Origin of the sequence: Bacteroides fragilis NCTC 9343 (genome assembly GCF_000025985.1) — a bacterium.
Classification (GTDB): domain Bacteria; phylum Bacteroidota; class Bacteroidia; order Bacteroidales; family Bacteroidaceae; genus Bacteroides; species Bacteroides fragilis.
Map to the genome: position 1 here is coordinate 5114540 of NC_003228.3, position 16500 is coordinate 5131039.

Genomic DNA, 16500 nt, shown 5'->3' on the forward strand with positions numbered 1-16500 from the left:
GATGTCAATCGTTCTCTCTTCACGGAAAAAGCGAAAAAAGACAGAAAGAAATACAAACGATGCTTTTAAGGAACCTTATCTATCACAGTAACGAAGTTAGTCGATAATAAGAATTTTTAAAACCAAAAAGTAAAATCATTCAAATAAAACACTTACTTTTGCCGCTTGTTAATTTGCAACTGACTGAAAGTGAAATAGAACATTCAGTCTCCAACAAAAAAATATATGGATAAATTTAGTTATGCAATTGGTCTCGGAATCGGCCAGAATTTGTTAGGAATGGGTGCTAAAGGCATCGCAGTAGATGACTTTGCTCAAGCTATAAAAGATGTGCTCGAAGGAAATCAGACAGCCATCAGCCATCAGGAGGCTCGAGAAATCGTAAACAAGTATTTCGAAGAGCTGGAAACCAAAATGAATGCAGCCAACATCGAACAAGGAAAAGCATTCCTCGAAGAAAACAAAAAAAGACCGAACGTTGTTACCCTGCCAAGTGGACTACAATACGAAGTAATCACTGAAGGTACAGGCAAGAAAGCACAGGCTACCGACCAGGTAAAATGCCACTACGAAGGTACCCTGATTGACGGAACCCTGTTCGACAGTTCTATCAAACGTGGACAGCCTGCCGTATTCGGTGTAAACCAAGTAATCCCGGGATGGGTAGAGGCTTTGCAACTGATGCCGGAAGGTTCAAAATGGAAACTTTTTATCCCTTCTGAACTGGCTTACGGCGCACAGGGAGCCGGTGAAATGATCCCTCCTCACAGCACACTCGTGTTCGAAGTAGAATTAATCGAAGTATTATAAAAATAAAATCGTAAAGCAAAATGAAAAAAGTAAGTATTTTGGCTGCTGTAGCCATGGCAACAGGCTTGGCTTCATGCACAGCTCAGGCTCCTAAAGCCACTCTGAAAACAGATGTAGATTCATTGTCATACGCTATTGGCATCAGCCAGACTCAGGGGCTGAAAGATTTCTTGGCACAACGCATGGATACAGCATATATTGCCGAATTTTTGAAAGGCGTAAACGACGCTGCCAATAAAACAAGCAAAAAAGACGAAGCTTATGTACTCGGTCTCCAGATCGGATCACAAATGGCAGGTCCTCAGGCTATCAAAGGCATGAACCACCAGTTATTTGCTGATGATTCAACTATGACTGTTAACAAGGGCGATATTCTTGCAGGCGTATTTGCAGGCGTACTCAATAAAGATATGAAGATGCGTCCCGAAGAAGCTCAGGTATTGATTCAGAAAATGATGGAAAGCATCAAAGGAAAAGCTGCCGAAAAGAAATATGCTGATAACAAAGCTGCCGGTGAGAAGTTCCTTGCTGAGAATAAAACTAAAGAAGGAGTAAAAACCACTGCAAGCGGATTACAGTACAAGGTGATCACTGAAGGTAAAGGTGAAATTCCTAACGATACTTGCAAAGTGAAAGTAAACTACAGAGGTAAACTGATCGACGGAACAGAATTCGAAAGCACTTACGAACGTAAGGAACCGTTCGTGACTAACGTCGGCGGAGTTATCAAAGGTTGGACTGAAGCCCTGAAAATGATGCCTGTCGGTTCAAAATGGGAACTTTATATCCCGCAGGAACTGGCTTATGGCTCAAGAGACATGGGACAGATCAAACCGTTCTCTACATTGATATTCGAAATAGAATTGCTGGATATTGAGAAATAAGAAATTAACAGGCCTTATTTAAAAAGAACAGGAGAGATGCCGGACGTAATCGTCCGGCATCTTTTTTATCCGGATAATAAAAATAGAAAGTATACGATTTTTCTGTTTTTTCTGACTTTTATATAGAGAAATTAAAATAAATCTCTATATTTGCTTACTATTTGATAACAATTGGAATTTACATTTATTATTATGGAAAAAATAGACAACCTTGACAGGCAGATTCTGGAGATTATTTCTCAGAACGCCCGTATCCCTTTTAAAGACGTGGCAGCAGAATGCGGCGTTTCACGTGCGGCCATCCATCAACGCGTGCAGAGACTGATCGATCTGGGAGTCATTGTAGGCTCTGGTTATCACGTAAACCCGAAATCTCTGGGATATCGTACCTGTACTTATGTCGGTATCAAACTGGAAAAAGGATCTATGTATAAAGCTGTAGTGGCCGAATTACAGAAAATTCCCGAGATCGTAGAGTGCCACTTCACAACCGGCCCTTACACCATGCTGACCAAAGTATATGCACGCGACAACGAACACTTGATGGACCTACTGAACAACAAAATGCAAGAGATACCGGGAGTAACCGCCACCGAAACCCTGATTTCTCTGGAGCAAAGCATCAAGAAAGAAATTCCTATTCACGCAGATAAGTAGCCGATGGAGTGGTTGAATGAATATCACCTGTCAGGGTTGCTCATTGGTATTTGCACGTTCCTGATTATCGGCTTATTCCACCCCGTTGTGGTAAAAGCTGAATATTACTGGGGAACAAAATGCTGGTGGATTTTCCTGATATTAGGTATCGCGGGAGTAGCTGCTTCGTTGAGCACAGACAATATACTCGTTTCGTCTTTATTGGGCGTATTCGCTTTCTCTTCTTTCTGGACCATCAAAGAAGTCTTTGAGCAAGAAGAGAGGGTGAAAAAAGGTTGGTTTCCTAAGAATCCTAAACGAACATACAAGTTCTGAGACATACGGGAAAGAGTCAGTTTTTTGACTAAAATGCTTGCATAATTCATCAGAAAGCATTAATTTTGTCCCCGCATCCGATAGAAAGGATACATCGGGCTTATAGCTCAGTTGGTTAGAGCAACAGACTCATAATCTGGAGGTCCTAGGTTCAAGCCCTAGTTGGCCCACTGAAATCGACTATAGATCAAATGATTTATAGTCGATTTCGTTTTATATATACTCCAAACATTTTTTTCAATGATTCAGCCATAGTTTAAAAGCTGAAAGTTTCTCCTCGCTTATCGTAATTTTCTGTTTATAAGGAGGGCGCACAGTTACCACTATCTTTCCGTTAAAGAAAGGCTCGGCATGGTCAATGGCATCAATGCAGACAAGAACCTGGCGGTTGGCGCGAAAGAAACGCTCCGGATCGAGTTGTTCCATCAGTTTGTTTAAAGACAAATCTAGAATGTGTTCCTGACCTTTGCGGGTAACAGCAAACGTTACTTTGTTCTCGGAATAAAAATAGGCAATATCTGCCACTTGTAACGACCAGAAACGATCTACTCCGGAAATAAGAAAACGGGTACGGTAACGTTTCTCTTTGTATTGAAGTGCCTCAAGCAGAGTGCCTAAGTAATCTTCCGGTCTGGGAACAGCATTGGTCAGCAAGCTCTCATATTTAGTGATTGCATCCGACAGGCGTTTTTCGTCTATCGGCTTAAGTATGTAATCGATACTATTGACCGTAAATGCACGAATGGCGTACTGATCATACGCCGTAGTGAAAATTATGACGGAAGAAGGGTGTGCGGCAGAGAGGAAGTCAAAAGCATTGCCATCTGCCAGATGTATATCGAGAAAGATCAGATCGGGATGCGGATGCTCGTCAAACCAGGCAACGGCTTCGTCTACACTCCCCGGTATCAGAGTAAGCTCCCATTGAGGGCGAAGTCCGGATACCATGGAATGTAGCAAACGGGCTGCCGGAATTTCATCTTCTATAATGGCTACATTTATTTTATTCATACAGTAAAGGTACTTTTACGATAAATACTTTTTCATCGTTGTGGACAATTATCTCTTTGCCGAGCATCAACTGGCAACGATTGGACAGGTTCTTCAGCCCTACACCCGGCGATTCATGACTTTTTTTAGGCTGTATGGGGTTACTCACCACAAGATATCCTTCCTCTAACCGAATATCTATCTTCATAGGCTTGCTGAGAGTAATAGAATTATGATTGATGACATTCTCTGCCAGTAACTGCAAAGTCAGCGGAGGCAGCATACAACTAGTATAGCCGGAAGCTATACAACAGTTACAACTAATGCAATCTCCCAAACGAACTTTATGCAGAAAGAGATAAGATTGCAGGAATTCCAGTTCTTCCGTCAACGTTACCAATGTTTTATCCTGACATTGCAAAACATAACGGTATACACTGGACAAATGCTTGGTGAAATGAACAGCATTACCCGGGTTATATTCTATTTCAGCAATCAGTGTATTGAGACTATTAAACAGAAAATGGGGATTCAGTTGACTTTGTAAAGCCGCATAACGTGCAGTGTCGTTCTCTGTTTGTAGTTTTGCGGCCTCCTGTTGCAGTTTCAGGTTATTCTGAATAGAACGATTTGCCAATAATAAGCCCACAATGACAAGCTCTACGAGCCATACCACGATCAGGATACGCCAGCCTCCATTGGAGAAAGTAAATAGGTTGTCAATGCCTGCCAATAGCTTAGCAGCAATCAGCAGGCTATAGTTCAACAACAGGAATAACAAGATAACGGCAACATAAATAACTATTATCTTCCAACGATGGCGGATATTGAGTGCATACTGAGTGTTTATCCACGAACTGATCCGAAGCGTAGAATAACCAAGCACATTGAAAGCGGTAATAAAGAAGACGAATGCTCCCTTTGAATAGAGAACATCCGCTACTTTAGGAGTCAGCTCCGTATAGTTGACAAGCAGGAGATAGGAAAAGATACCTAATCCCGAGAATAACAGACCATATAACAGGACATTCCATTTCATGCGAACAAAGCTATCATATTTCGGGTAATTATCATAAACTATTTAATATTTATTCAAAGCTCTGATCAATTCCGAATAAGCCCCTTGTGCCGAGACTTTTGCCTGTACATGGTTCAGTTGGGAAGCTTGCCGGTACGTTTGGGCCTCAATCACCTCTATTACAGAGGCCTTCCCTTCAGTATACCGCTCCAATGCCATACGCTCATTTTCGAAGGCTTTACTCAGTGAGCCTTCGGTGAGGCGCACCTGTTCCATAGTCTGCGACAATGAAACACGGGCTGTCTCCACTTCCAGTTTCACCTGGTCGGTGACCTGATTCAAATAATCAGTAGCCATTCCTACTTTGAAAGAAGAGGCTCGCTTTTCATCACGTCTTTTTCCCCACTCAAACAAGGGAACGGATACTTTGGCATAAATGGCATAATTGGGATCCAAATCGGAACGGAAATCATAACCGGGAGCAGAATAGCTTCCATCTACACCTATATAAAACTGTGGCTTATACTTAGCATCCGTTAATTTTTTCGAACTTTCTGCTATTTTAATCCGGGCATAGGCCATCTTAAGTTCCGGACGATCTATTTCACCCTCACCCCACAGATCTTTATCCGCCCTAACGGCAGAAATCGTATCTTCTATTTCAGTCGGAGCATGAAGTTCCACGCCAATCAGAGAATTTAGTGCCATACGTCCTGTTTCCAGATTTCTTTTTGCTTGCAACAGTTGGTATTCCGCTTCATTCAGTTTTACCTCCGCCATCAGCAAGTCCTGCGGATCAACCAATCCTGCTTCCACACGCTCCCGTATGGTTTGGGAGAAGCTGGCAACCGAATTGCGATATTCCGTAGTTACACGGACTATTTCTGCACGCGCAACGGTGTTCCAATATTGCATATCCGTCTGATAGGATACTGCGGAACGGAAATAATCTGCCTGATGTATTGCCAGACTTTGCTGATGTTTAGCCATCCGGATACTTTCCAATAACCGCCCACCTGTATAAACCGGTTGTAACAAAGAAAGGGAAGCACCGTATTTCATATTTCTTCCTTCAAAAGCCAACGGAGTCTGCATCGAAAGCAAGTCGATATTCAATTGAAGAGGATTACCGGTATACTGAAAATTCGCCTCTCCCGACAGTTTAGGACGTAGATCCTTCTGTGCCGCTTTCTCCAATTCGATACTTGCAGCTATATTTTTGTCCGCAGCTTTCAAGTCATGGTTATAATCTAAAGCCATCGACCTGTACTTTTGCAGCAAACTATTTTGCTGAGCAAAAGCAACTGTCGGCACACACAGCAAAAAGATAAGCCATCTATTTATTTTCTTCATCATCATTTCTCTTTTATCTTATAAAATATTGCATATAATGCCGGAGTAACAAACAAAGTCAGCAAGGTAGCGAATGTCAACCCGAAAATGATAGTAGCCGCCATCCCGCCAAATGCTATGTCAAACAGTAAGGGGACCATCCCCAGTATGGTGGTTGTGGCTGCCATCAGTACCGGACGGGTTCTTGAAACCGTAGATTCGATCACGGCCGTATAAGGAACGACTCCTTCCCGGCGTTGCACATCTATTTCGTCCAACAGTACAATCACATTCTTAATAACCATACCCAATAATCCCAACCAACCGGCAATCGGGAAGAATCCGAAATCAAATCCCGTCAAGAGCATACCGACAGCCACTCCGATAATGGACAGCGGAAGAACACATAGAATAATGACCGGATCGCGAAAGTTACCAAACAAGGCAACCAGAATAACGACCAGTACCAGAAAAGCCAGAGGAAAGAATTTACCGATTGCCTCCATCGCCTCTCTCTGATCTTTGTATTGTGAGTCCCAAAAGAAAGTATAACCTTCGGGCACCTTCATCGCTTCAATCTCTTTACGAATTTCCCCATGCACTTCTGCCATGGTATACCCGGATTTTACTCCACACATGGCAGCCATAGACAGTTGACGGTTATAAGTACGCATCTGAGGCCACTCCCATGTCGTCTCGATTCGTTCGGTCACTTGCGACAAAGGTGCCGAATGCTCACCGTTCCATACAGAGAAATTACCTAAAGAACGAGCATCCGTAATGTCAGCTCCTTCCGACTTCAATAGTACAGGAACCTTTTTCTCATCATCGCGATAAACACCTACCCTGGTTCCGTCGCTGATCGATTTCACAGACTCCATCATCTGTGATTTGGTTATACCGAGAGCACCTGCCTTCACGGGATCATAAACCGGGCGCATCACCATCGACATATTTCCCCATTCATTGCGTGCATCTGCGACTTTTGGGTTACGACGCATAATCTCGATCGCCTCACCTGCCAAAGAGTCTAGAACAGCCGGATCGGGCCCCAGAAAGCGGGCTTCTATCATGGCTTCCGTCAGCGGGCTTAATTCGAACTTATTCACCTTAATCAGCGGTTCCGGATATTTCAAACGAATGGAATCCTGCAACAGAGCATTCAGTGCCCGCGACTCTTTGGAACTTTTACATTTCACTAGCAACTGGGCATAGTTGGATTGAGGACCGAAAGATATATTTGAAAGATAATAGCGAGGCGGAGTACGGCCGATATAAGACGAAACCATTTCGGTCTCTTCATGAGTACGGATATAATCGGATATTTCACCGGCTATCCGGTCCGTCTCCCCGATTGTTGTTCCCTCAGGCAGCCACATATCGACAGTAAAGTATTGCTTATCCAGAGCGGGCACAAAAACCTTCGGAATAAATTTGAAACTCCATGCCGAAAGCAACAACAGAACAACCAACGAAGCTATAGTCATCGTGCGATGCCGAAGTACCCAACGCAATGATTTCCTGAAAAGATGATAATATTTTCCATCAAACAGAGATGCTTTCAGCTCTTCAGGACGGGGACGTCTTACAAACTCCTGAATGAAGAACGGAGTCTGCGTTAACGCAAATACCCAACTGAACATTAACGAAACACCGATCACTACCACCAGTGAGGACAACAGCTCACCTGTGATATGGGGTGAATAGTAAATCGGAAGGAACGTGAGAATAGCAATAACCGTTGCCGCCAATAAAGGTAAAGCAGTAGACGAACATGCACGCATGATAGCAACCCGTTTACGCATTCCCCGTTCCATGTTAATCAGAGCAGAATCGGACACGACAATGGCGTTGTCAACCAACATTCCCATAGCAATGATAATTGCAGCAAGCGACATCCGTTGAAGGGCAATATCACATGCCATCATAACAATTAGAGTAGCAAAAATGGAGAACACCAGCCCGCTACCTATCAAGAGCCCATTTTTGAATCCGATAAAGAACAGCAGAATCGCAACAACAGTAATAACTGATATGATCAGGTTCAGGATAAATCCCTGATTTGCTACCGCCGATTCATAGCCCTGATCGTAGATAGAAATCAGTTCGTAGCCATCAGGCATCGATTGTGACAATTCACCGATACGCATTTTAACATTTTCAGCCATATCCACTACATTTCCTGTAGGTACGGTAGAAATGGCGATCCCAACTGCCGGACTACCATTTATGCGCATTTGATTAGCCGGAGGAGTCTGATATCCTTCCTCTATCTGTGCAATATCGGCCAGACGGAAATGCTCTCCGGTACGCGAAACAATGGTCAGATCACGAATATCATCCAGCGAATAGAAATTGCCGGTAGATTCTATACGGATGCGATTGGTGCCGGCATCAATACCACCGGCATCGACCATTTTATTCTGGGCTTCGAAAGCTCGCATAATATCCGCAGTCGTAACTCCACTTTGTGCCATAACAGAAGGACTGATCAAGACATCGATTGTCGGTGTTTGTACACCATAAATCTCAATTTTCGCTACATCCTTAACTTTTAGTAATTCATTCTTTATAAATTTAGCCTGGTCTTCCAGTTCCCTATATGTATGCCCATCACCGGTCAGTCCGTAAAATACACCGAGTACATCTCCAAAGTCATCATTTACGATAGAAGTTCCGGCCCCGGCAGGCAATTTATCTTGTACATCATTTACTTTCCGACGTAATTTATCCCATAATTGCTGCATCTCTTCAGCACGAATCTCTTTTTTCACATAAACCGTGATCTTAGAAAGTCCGGCACGATTCTCGGTTTTCAGATAATAAAGTTCTCCTAGCGACTGTATGGCTTCCTCTAAGATATCAGTTACTTGCGACTGCACCTCTGCGGGAGAAGCCCCCGGGTAGGAAGTCAGTACCAATGCTTGTTTGATAGTAAAGGGAGCATCCTCCAGCTTTCCCATTTTAAAATAAGAAAACAGACCTCCTGCCAGCACCAACACCAATAATAAAATAGTGACGGCTCTTTTCTGCAAAAAATACTTCACCAGCTTCATAATGAGTTTGTCTTAGTAGAGATTTCCACTTTCATACCATCCGATAAAAAACGAAGTCCGCTCGTAGCTACCGTTTCACTGGCCCTCAATCCTTCGGTTATGGTAACATAGCCACCGGGAAGCAGATTTCCTTTTTTCACTGTCCGTCGATTCACTTGTCGGGTATTCGTATCAATAACCCACACATATTCACCTTCCGAGGGACGATAACATAATGCCGTTTGGGGAATGGAAACACCTGTCAGATCCGTTGTTCCGGGAGCATCAAAGATTGCTTTTCCCGACATACCCGCCAATAATTTCCCTTCTTTATTAGGTAAAACAGCCGTTAGTAAATAAGAAAGATTATTGCGGGTTGTCCCCTTCGATACTTCCACAATCTGTGCCTTATAATACTTATCGGGCTGGGCATCAAAATAGATCCGGACACTATCTGTGGGGTGTGAGGCAAACGCAATATTCTGAGTAACATAAATCTCTATCTTCAACCGATTTATGTCAATAAAGGATATAACAGGCTGAGCCGGCTTCACATCCTGGTATTTTTCTATATAAACTTCTCCCACATAACCATCAAAAGGAGCTGTCAGACGAGTGTCTCCCAGTTCATTGGAAGCCGTATCGAAAGCAGTTTTGGCAGTAGTATAATCCGCCTTAGTCTTTTCATATGTACTCGCCGAAACATTATTCTTCTCATACAGCTTCTCTATCCGTTCAAATTCAGCTTTAGCTTGGTGATAGATGGCTTCAGCCCGTTCTTTGCGAATATGGAAATCACGCGGGTCTATTTCAGCAATAATACTGCCTTGTTTGTAATGGTTACCGGCATATACATCCAAACGATCAATAGGGCCTCCGACACGAAACGATAGCTCAGAGGTACGAAAAGGTTGTGCGATAAACGGGAACTCCGTTGTCTTGATCCCAGAGGCCGAAACTGCTTGTGCTGTCTTGACAATTAAGTCCTGACTCTGCTTACTGTCTTTATCCGTGCAAGAAAATAGCAACAGGAGAGCAGCTAATAATACACTTATCTTCATATCTTATCTTTTAAATTTTCGACAAAAATAGATAATCGGATAATTCAATAGGGGAGTAAAGATACTGAAGCCGGAAAACTGAAGGTTGAATCTGGAATATACCGGATGAACCAAGAAAGAGGTGGTCAGGAATCCTTGTTAAACAGGGTATGGTATAAAACAAGTCATCCCCTCCGATCTTTCGACCGAAGGGGATGAACCATCTGAAAAAAACGGCGACTACCTACTCTCCCACTGTTACGCAGTACCATCGGCGTGATCAGGCTTAACTTCTCTGTTCGGAATGGGAAGAGGTGGAACCCTGATGCTATAGTCACCTGAATAAGGTAGACATAATGTACAAAAGTAAATTCAGCGGTCTATTATATAAATAGTGAAGCTAAACGGATATATAAACCATTGAAGGCGGATAAAAGAAAGTCATCGGGCAATTAGTAACGCTCGGCTGTGATGTTACCACCTGTACACCTGCGTCCTATCAACGTTGTAGTCTACAACGACCCTGAAAGAAATCTAATCTTGTGGCTGGCTTCGTACTTAGATGCTTTCAGCACTTATCCAATCCCGACTTAGATACCCGGCAATGCACCTGGCGGCACAACCGGTAAACCAGAGGTCAGTCCAACACGGTCCTCTCGTACTAGTGTCAGAGCCACGCAAATTTCATACGCCCACGATAGATAGAGACCGAACTGTCTCACGACGTTCTGAACCCAGCTCGCGTGCCACTTTAATGGGCGAACAGCCCAACCCTTGGGACCTTCTCCAGCCCCAGGATGTGACGAGCCGACATCGAGGTGCCAAACCCCTCCGTCGATATGAGCTCTTGGGAGGGATCAGCCTGTTATCCCCGGAGTACCTTTTATCCTTTGAGCGATGTCCCTTCCATACGGAAACACCGGATCACTATGCTCTAGTTTCCTACCTGATCGACTTGTAAGTCTCCCAGTCAAGCGCCCTTATGCCATTACACTCTACCGCCGGTTACCAATCGGCGTGAGGGCACCTTTAGAAGCCTCCGTTACGCTTTTGGAGGCGACCACCCCAGTCAAACTACCCACCAAACAGTGTCCTCGCATCAGCGAGTTAGAACTCAAATAACCAAAGGGCCGTATTTCAACAGCGACTCCACAAACACTGGCGTGCCTGCTTCAAAGTCTCCGGCCTATCCTACACATCAATTACCCAAATTCAATGTTAAGCTATAGTAAAGGTTCACGGGGTCTTTTCGTCCCATCGCGGGTAATCGGCATCTTCACCGATACTACAATTTCACTGAGCTCACGGTTGAGACAGTGTCCAGATCATTACACCATTCGTGCAGGTCGGAACTTACCCGACAAGGAATTTCGCTACCTTAGGACCGTTATAGTTACGGCCGCCGTTTACTGGGGCTTCAATTCAATGCTTCTCTTGCGATGACATCTCCTCTTAACCTTCCAGCACCGGGCAGGTGTCAGGCTGTATACGTGATCTTTCAATTTTGCACAGCCCTGTGTTTTTGTTAAACAGTTGCCTGGACCTATTCTCTGCGCCCTCCCGTCACCGGGTAGGGACCCTTTATCCCGAAGTTACAGGGTCAATTTGCCTAGTTCCTTAACCGTGATTCACTCAAGCGCCTGAGTATATTCAACCCGACTACGTGTGTCCGTTTACGGTACGGGTACCTATAAGATTAAGTTTAGCGGATTTTCTTGGGAGTATGTTTACACGCACTATTACCGTTTTCCGGGGAAATTGGTATACTGTCAGGTTCGACTCTTATCCCGGATTTGCCTGGGATAATCAACATCTACACCCTTTAACGGACTATTCCGTCAGTCCGCGGCGTTGTCACTCCTCCGTCTCCACATCACTCTTATAGGTAGTACAGGAATATTAACCTGTTCTGCCATCGGCCTCACCGTTCGGCTGAGCCTTAGGACCCGACTAACCCTGATCCGATTAGCGTTGATCAGGAAACCTTAGTCTTGCGGCGAGGGGGTTTCTCACCCCCTTTATCGTTACTTATACCTACATTTGCTTTTCCACACGCTCCAGTAAAGCTCACGCTTCGCCTTCAACGCTGAGTGGAATGCTCCCCTACCGATACTTACGTATCCCATAGCTTCGGTAAAACACTTATGCCCGATTATTATCCACGCCAAACTCCTCGACTAGTGAGCTGTTACGCACTCTTTAAATGAATGGCTGCTTCCAAGCCAACATCCTAGCTGTCTTAGCAATCTGACTTCGTTAGTTCAACTTAGTGTTTATTTGGGGACCTTAGCTGATGGTCTGGATTCTTCTCCTTTAGGACATGGACCTTAGCACCCATGCCCTCACTCCTGAGATAGAACTAATGCGCATTCGGAGTTTATCAAGACTTGATAGGCGGTGAAGCCCTCGCATCTTATCAGTCGCTCTACCTCACATTAGTAACTCTCAAGGCTGCACCTAAATGCATTTCGGGGAGTACGAGCTATCTCCAAGTTTGATTAGCCTTTCACCCCCACCCTCAGGTCATCCGGAAGCTTTTCAACGCTTATCGGTTCGGTCCTCCAGTTAGTGTTACCTAACCTTCAACCTGCCCAAGGGTAGATCACTTGGTTTCGCGTCTACTCCTTCCGACTATCCGCCCTGTTCAGACTCGCTTTCGCTTCGGATCCACATCTCAAGATGCTTAACCTTGCCGGAAAAAGTAACTCGTAGGTTCATTATGCAAAAGGCACGCCGTCACAGCTTAAGCTGCTCCGACCGCTTGTAGGCGCATGGTTTCAGGGACTATTTCACTCTTCTATTCGAAGTGCTTTTCACCTTTCCTTCACAGTACTGGTTCGCTATCGGTCTCTCGGGAGTATTTAGCCTTACCGGATGGTCCCGGCTGGTTCACGCAGAATTCCTCGTGCTCCGCGCTACTCAGGATACCACTACGCTTCGGTTACCTTAGAATACCGGGCTATCACCGTCTATGGCACGACTTTCCAGTCGTTTCTTCTCAATAACTGTCTTGCGAGAGCGTGGTCCTACAACCCCACACATGCCGTAACATGGGTGGTTTGGGCTAATCCCCGTTCGCTCGCCACTACTAGGGGAATCATTATTTATTTTCTTTTCCTGCAGGTACTAAGATGTTTCAGTTCCCTGCGTTAGCCTCCAACCAAGTTGGATGACATTCCTTCAGAATGCCGGGTTGTCCCATTCGGAAATCTTCGGATCAAAGGTCATTTGCACCTACCCGAAGCTTATCGCAGCTTATCACGTCCTTCATCGCCTCCGAGAGCCAAGGCATCCGCCATGCGCCCTTATTTACTTTCTTTTATCGCCAGATTCATCTCCTTTTCTTAAAAAGGATCTGAACCAAATGGTTCGATATATACTTTTAGCTCTTACTAAATTTACTTTTTTCTGTACATCATGTCAAAGATCGTTTGATTACACGCAAGCCTGTTAGGTCGCGGTATCGGAGTGGAGAATAACGGATTCGAACCGTTGACCCTCTGCGTGCAAGGCAGATGCTCTAGCCAGCTGAGCTAATCCCCCAATCATACAAGATAAAATATCTATCTGTTGGTAGTCCCAGGCAGAGTTGAACTGCCGACCTCTACATTATCAGTGTAGCGCTCTAACCAACTGAGCTATAGGACTAGTTCAACCGTGTCCTGTTTTAGACTCGGCTTCTGTTTTTCTCTTGTTTATCTCTATCTATATTGCTATAGATGGTTGATCTATATTCTATAAATAAACAAGTACCAGTAGTACAATTTAGAACCAATGAACGTCGTTTTCAACATCGCTCCAGAAAGGAGGTGTTCCAGCCGCACCTTCCGGTACGGCTACCTTGTTACGACTTAGCCCCAGTCACCAGTTTTACCCTAGGACGATCCTTGCGGTTACGTACTTCAGGTACCCCCGGCTCCCATGGCTTGACGGGCGGTGTGTACAAGGCCCGGGAACGTATTCACCGCGCCGTGGCTGATGCGCGATTACTAGCGAATCCAGCTTCACGAAGTCGGGTTGCAGACTTCGATCCGAACTGAGAGAGGATTTTGGGATTAGCATACGGTCACCCGCTAGCTGCCTTCTGTACCCCCCATTGTAACACGTGTGTAGCCCCGGACGTAAGGGCCGTGCTGATTTGACGTCATCCCCACCTTCCTCACATCTTACGACGGCAGTCTCTCTAGAGTCCTCAGCATAACCTGTTAGTAACTAAAGATAAGGGTTGCGCTCGTTATGGCACTTAAGCCGACACCTCACGGCACGAGCTGACGACAACCATGCAGCACCTTCACAGCGGTGATTGCTCACTGACATGTTTCCACATCATTCCACTGCAATTTAAGCCCGGGTAAGGTTCCTCGCGTATCATCGAATTAAACCACATGTTCCTCCGCTTGTGCGGGCCCCCGTCAATTCCTTTGAGTTTCACCGTTGCCGGCGTACTCCCCAGGTGGAATACTTAATGCTTTCGCTTGGCCGCTTACTGTATATCGCAAACAGCGAGTATTCATCGTTTACTGTGTGGACTACCAGGGTATCTAATCCTGTTTGATACCCACACTTTCGAGCATCAGTGTCAGTTGCAGTCCAGTGAGCTGCCTTCGCAATCGGAGTTCTTCGTGATATCTAAGCATTTCACCGCTACACCACGAATTCCGCCCACCTCTACTGTACTCAAGACTGACAGTATCAACTGCAATTTTACGGTTGAGCCGCAAACTTTCACAACTGACTTACCAGTCCACCTACGCTCCCTTTAAACCCAATAAATCCGGATAACGCTCGGATCCTCCGTATTACCGCGGCTGCTGGCACGGAGTTAGCCGATCCTTATTCATATAATACATACAAAACAGTATACATACTGCACTTTATTCTTATATAAAAGAAGTTTACGACCCATAGAGCCTTCATCCTTCACGCTACTTGGCTGGTTCAGGCTAGCGCCCATTGACCAATATTCCTCACTGCTGCCTCCCGTAGGAGTTTGGACCGTGTCTCAGTTCCAATGTGGGGGACCTTCCTCTCAGAACCCCTATCCATCGAAGGCTTGGTGAGCCGTTACCTCACCAACAACCTAATGGAACGCATCCCCATCCTTTACCGGAATCCTTTAATAATGAAACCATGCGGAATCATTATGCTATCGGGTATTAATCTTTCTTTCGAAAGGCTATCCCCGAGTAAAGGGCAGGTTGGATACGTGTTACTCACCCGTGCGCCGGTCGCCAGCAAAGAAAGCAAGCTTTCTTCCTGATGCCCCTCGACTTGCATGTGTTAAGCCTGTAGCTAGCGTTCATCCTGAGCCAGGATCAAACTCTTCATTGTAAAAGTATTGTTATATATCCCATAAGGGATGATATTAGCTCTGTTCAGGATGTCGAAAATTTATTGACGGTCATTTTTATATACCTATATAATAAGTATTGACGGTTCTAAATTTGACTTGTACTACTTGTATTGTTTATCAATGTTTCAAAGAACTCTTCTTTTTAAATTCTGCTTCGTTTCAAAAGCGGGTGCAAAGGTAAGGGGTTTATTTTAAACTGCCAAATGTTTTGGGAAGTTTTTTTTCAATGCCCGCCTTTTATTTCCAAGCCTCTCTGTGCGAAAGGGAAAGAAAAGACAGCCAAAGGCCCTCGCTCTGCGAATCGGACTGCAAAGATAACGACTTTTATAATAATGATCCAAATAAAAAGAAAATTATTTTTGTTATTCTGTAAGGCACGTCCTACGCCGTTGCAACATGTCAAAATTAAATGCTGTCCGTCTCTTGGAAAGCGGATGCAAAAGTAAGGCATTAGGAGATAAGAGACAAATATAAAAGGGGATTTTTTTGAAAAAAAATTGAATAAAAACGTAAAGGGCTGAGGGAGAGGAAGGTTCTGATAATTGATTATGGAAAAGGGAAAGGCCGGGGAAGAAAAGGGACACATTATTATATTATATAGGGGAAATTTATAGGGGAGAGGGAAAAGAAGATTGGATGCGAAAGGGAGAAGGAGAAGTGTTTGCGGGAGGAAATTGAGGAGAAAATAGCGAATTTAACGGGAGGTAAACAGAAAATACGACGGGGTTTAAGCAAAAAACTCGGTGGGACCTTGGCGGGAATTGAACGGGAATCAGACAGGAATCAAACAAAAATTGAACGGAAGACCGCGTTAACATTGTTAATGCGGTTGGGAAGATATTTATTTCAGGGGCGGAAAGAACAAAACTTTTGCATCGAAAAGACTTGTTATTTGGAAACAAAAGGCTTGATTTAACAGAGGGTTAAATCAAGTTATAGGAAGAGGAAAAACAAAAGGAGAAAAAGGATTGAGAATGAAGGAAATAGAGAAAAAGGGGGTATTTTCTGGGAAAAGGGATAAGTGGCGGATGGAAAGGGATAGTTGCGATTAGGACAAGCATGGGGG

Annotated in this window: 9 protein-coding genes, 3 tRNA genes and 3 rRNA genes; 5 read left to right on the forward strand and 10 right to left on the reverse strand. The window is 44.5% G+C overall.

Annotation, left to right across the window (positions count from 1 at the left end; genetic code table 11):
• Positions 1–225 precede the first annotated feature (225 nt).
• From BF9343_RS20950 to BF9343_RS20970, 5 genes are all read left to right on the forward strand, one after another.
• Positions 226–810, forward strand: a complete 585-nt coding sequence (locus BF9343_RS20950) for an FKBP-type peptidyl-prolyl cis-trans isomerase (protein ID WP_005791914.1) — start codon at positions 226–228, stop codon at positions 808–810.
• Positions 811–830: 20 nt separating this feature from the next.
• On the forward strand, positions 831–1694 hold the full coding sequence (locus tag BF9343_RS20955) for an FKBP-type peptidyl-prolyl cis-trans isomerase (protein WP_005791913.1): 864 nt from the start codon (positions 831–833) through the stop codon (positions 1692–1694).
• Between the two features lie 192 nt (positions 1695–1886).
• On the forward strand, positions 1887–2351 hold the full coding sequence (locus BF9343_RS20960) for an Lrp/AsnC family transcriptional regulator (protein WP_010993802.1): 465 nt from the start codon (positions 1887–1889) through the stop codon (positions 2349–2351).
• Positions 2352–2354: 3 nt separating this feature from the next.
• The gene (locus tag BF9343_RS20965) at positions 2355–2666 is read left to right on the forward strand and encodes a DUF4491 family protein (protein WP_005791909.1); all 312 of its coding nucleotides are present in this window, start codon (positions 2355–2357) and stop codon (positions 2664–2666) included.
• Positions 2667–2762: 96 nt separating this feature from the next.
• Positions 2763–2836: transfer RNA gene (locus tag BF9343_RS20970), tRNA-Ile, on the forward strand.
• A 67-nt stretch (positions 2837–2903) separates the two neighbouring features.
• Here BF9343_RS20970 and BF9343_RS20975 read toward each other — a convergent pair.
• The 10 genes from BF9343_RS20975 to BF9343_RS21020 form a co-directional block, all read right to left on the reverse strand.
• The gene (locus tag BF9343_RS20975; RefSeq protein WP_005797186.1) at positions 2904–3677 is read right to left on the reverse strand and encodes a LytR/AlgR family response regulator transcription factor; all 774 of its coding nucleotides are present in this window, start codon (positions 3675–3677) and stop codon (positions 2904–2906) included.
• Positions 3670–4695, reverse strand: a complete 1026-nt coding sequence (locus BF9343_RS20980; RefSeq protein ID WP_005791903.1) for a sensor histidine kinase — start codon at positions 4693–4695, stop codon at positions 3670–3672. Before BF9343_RS20980 ends, BF9343_RS20975 begins: the two co-directional genes overlap by 8 nt.
• A gap of 42 nt (positions 4696–4737) precedes the next feature.
• The gene (locus BF9343_RS20985; RefSeq protein ID WP_041926346.1) at positions 4738–6027 is read right to left on the reverse strand and encodes a TolC family protein; all 1290 of its coding nucleotides are present in this window, start codon (positions 6025–6027) and stop codon (positions 4738–4740) included.
• A 2-nt stretch (positions 6028–6029) separates the two neighbouring features.
• A complete protein-coding gene (locus BF9343_RS20990) occupies positions 6030–9062 on the reverse strand; it encodes an efflux RND transporter permease subunit (protein WP_010993804.1) in 3033 nt (1010 codons plus the stop codon).
• The gene (locus BF9343_RS20995) at positions 9059–10102 is read right to left on the reverse strand and encodes an efflux RND transporter periplasmic adaptor subunit (RefSeq protein WP_005797182.1); all 1044 of its coding nucleotides are present in this window, start codon (positions 10100–10102) and stop codon (positions 9059–9061) included. The genes BF9343_RS20990 and BF9343_RS20995 overlap by 4 nt, the downstream gene beginning before the upstream one ends.
• A 210-nt stretch (positions 10103–10312) precedes the next feature.
• Positions 10313–10423, reverse strand: a 5S ribosomal RNA gene (rrf, locus tag BF9343_RS21000).
• Positions 10424–10513: 90 nt separating this feature from the next.
• Positions 10514–13400, reverse strand: a 23S ribosomal RNA gene (locus BF9343_RS21005).
• Positions 13401–13550: 150 nt separating this feature from the next.
• A tRNA-Ala gene (locus tag BF9343_RS21010) sits at positions 13551–13624 on the reverse strand.
• Between the two features lie 28 nt (positions 13625–13652).
• Positions 13653–13729: transfer RNA gene (locus tag BF9343_RS21015), tRNA-Ile, on the reverse strand.
• 154 nt (positions 13730–13883) lie between these two features.
• Positions 13884–15412: ribosomal RNA gene (locus tag BF9343_RS21020) — 16S ribosomal RNA — on the reverse strand.
• The 16S, 23S and 5S rRNA genes sit together here with 2 tRNA genes alongside, the layout of an rRNA operon.
• Positions 15413–16500: the final 1088 nt, after the last annotated feature.

Coding starts and splice junctions, on each gene's coding strand:
- BF9343_RS20950 (WP_005791914.1), top strand. CDS start 226: ATGGATAAATTTAGTTATGCAATTGGTCTCGGAATCGGCCAGAATTTG.
- BF9343_RS20955 (WP_005791913.1), top strand. CDS start 831: ATGAAAAAAGTAAGTATTTTGGCTGCTGTAGCCATGGCAACAGGCTTG.
- BF9343_RS20960 (WP_010993802.1), top strand. CDS start 1,887: ATGGAAAAAATAGACAACCTTGACAGGCAGATTCTGGAGATTATTTCT.
- BF9343_RS20965 (WP_005791909.1), top strand. CDS start 2,355: ATGGAGTGGTTGAATGAATATCACCTGTCAGGGTTGCTCATTGGTATT.
- BF9343_RS20975 (WP_005797186.1), bottom strand. CDS start 3,677: ATGAATAAAATAAATGTAGCCATTATAGAAGATGAAATTCCGGCAGCC.
- BF9343_RS20980 (WP_005791903.1), bottom strand. CDS start 4,695: ATGAAATGGAATGTCCTGTTATATGGTCTGTTATTCTCGGGATTAGGT.
- BF9343_RS20985 (WP_041926346.1), bottom strand. CDS start 6,027: ATGAAGAAAATAAATAGATGGCTTATCTTTTTGCTGTGTGTGCCGACA.
- BF9343_RS20990 (WP_010993804.1), bottom strand. CDS start 9,062: ATGAAGCTGGTGAAGTATTTTTTGCAGAAAAGAGCCGTCACTATTTTA.
- BF9343_RS20995 (WP_005797182.1), bottom strand. CDS start 10,102: ATGAAGATAAGTGTATTATTAGCTGCTCTCCTGTTGCTATTTTCTTGC.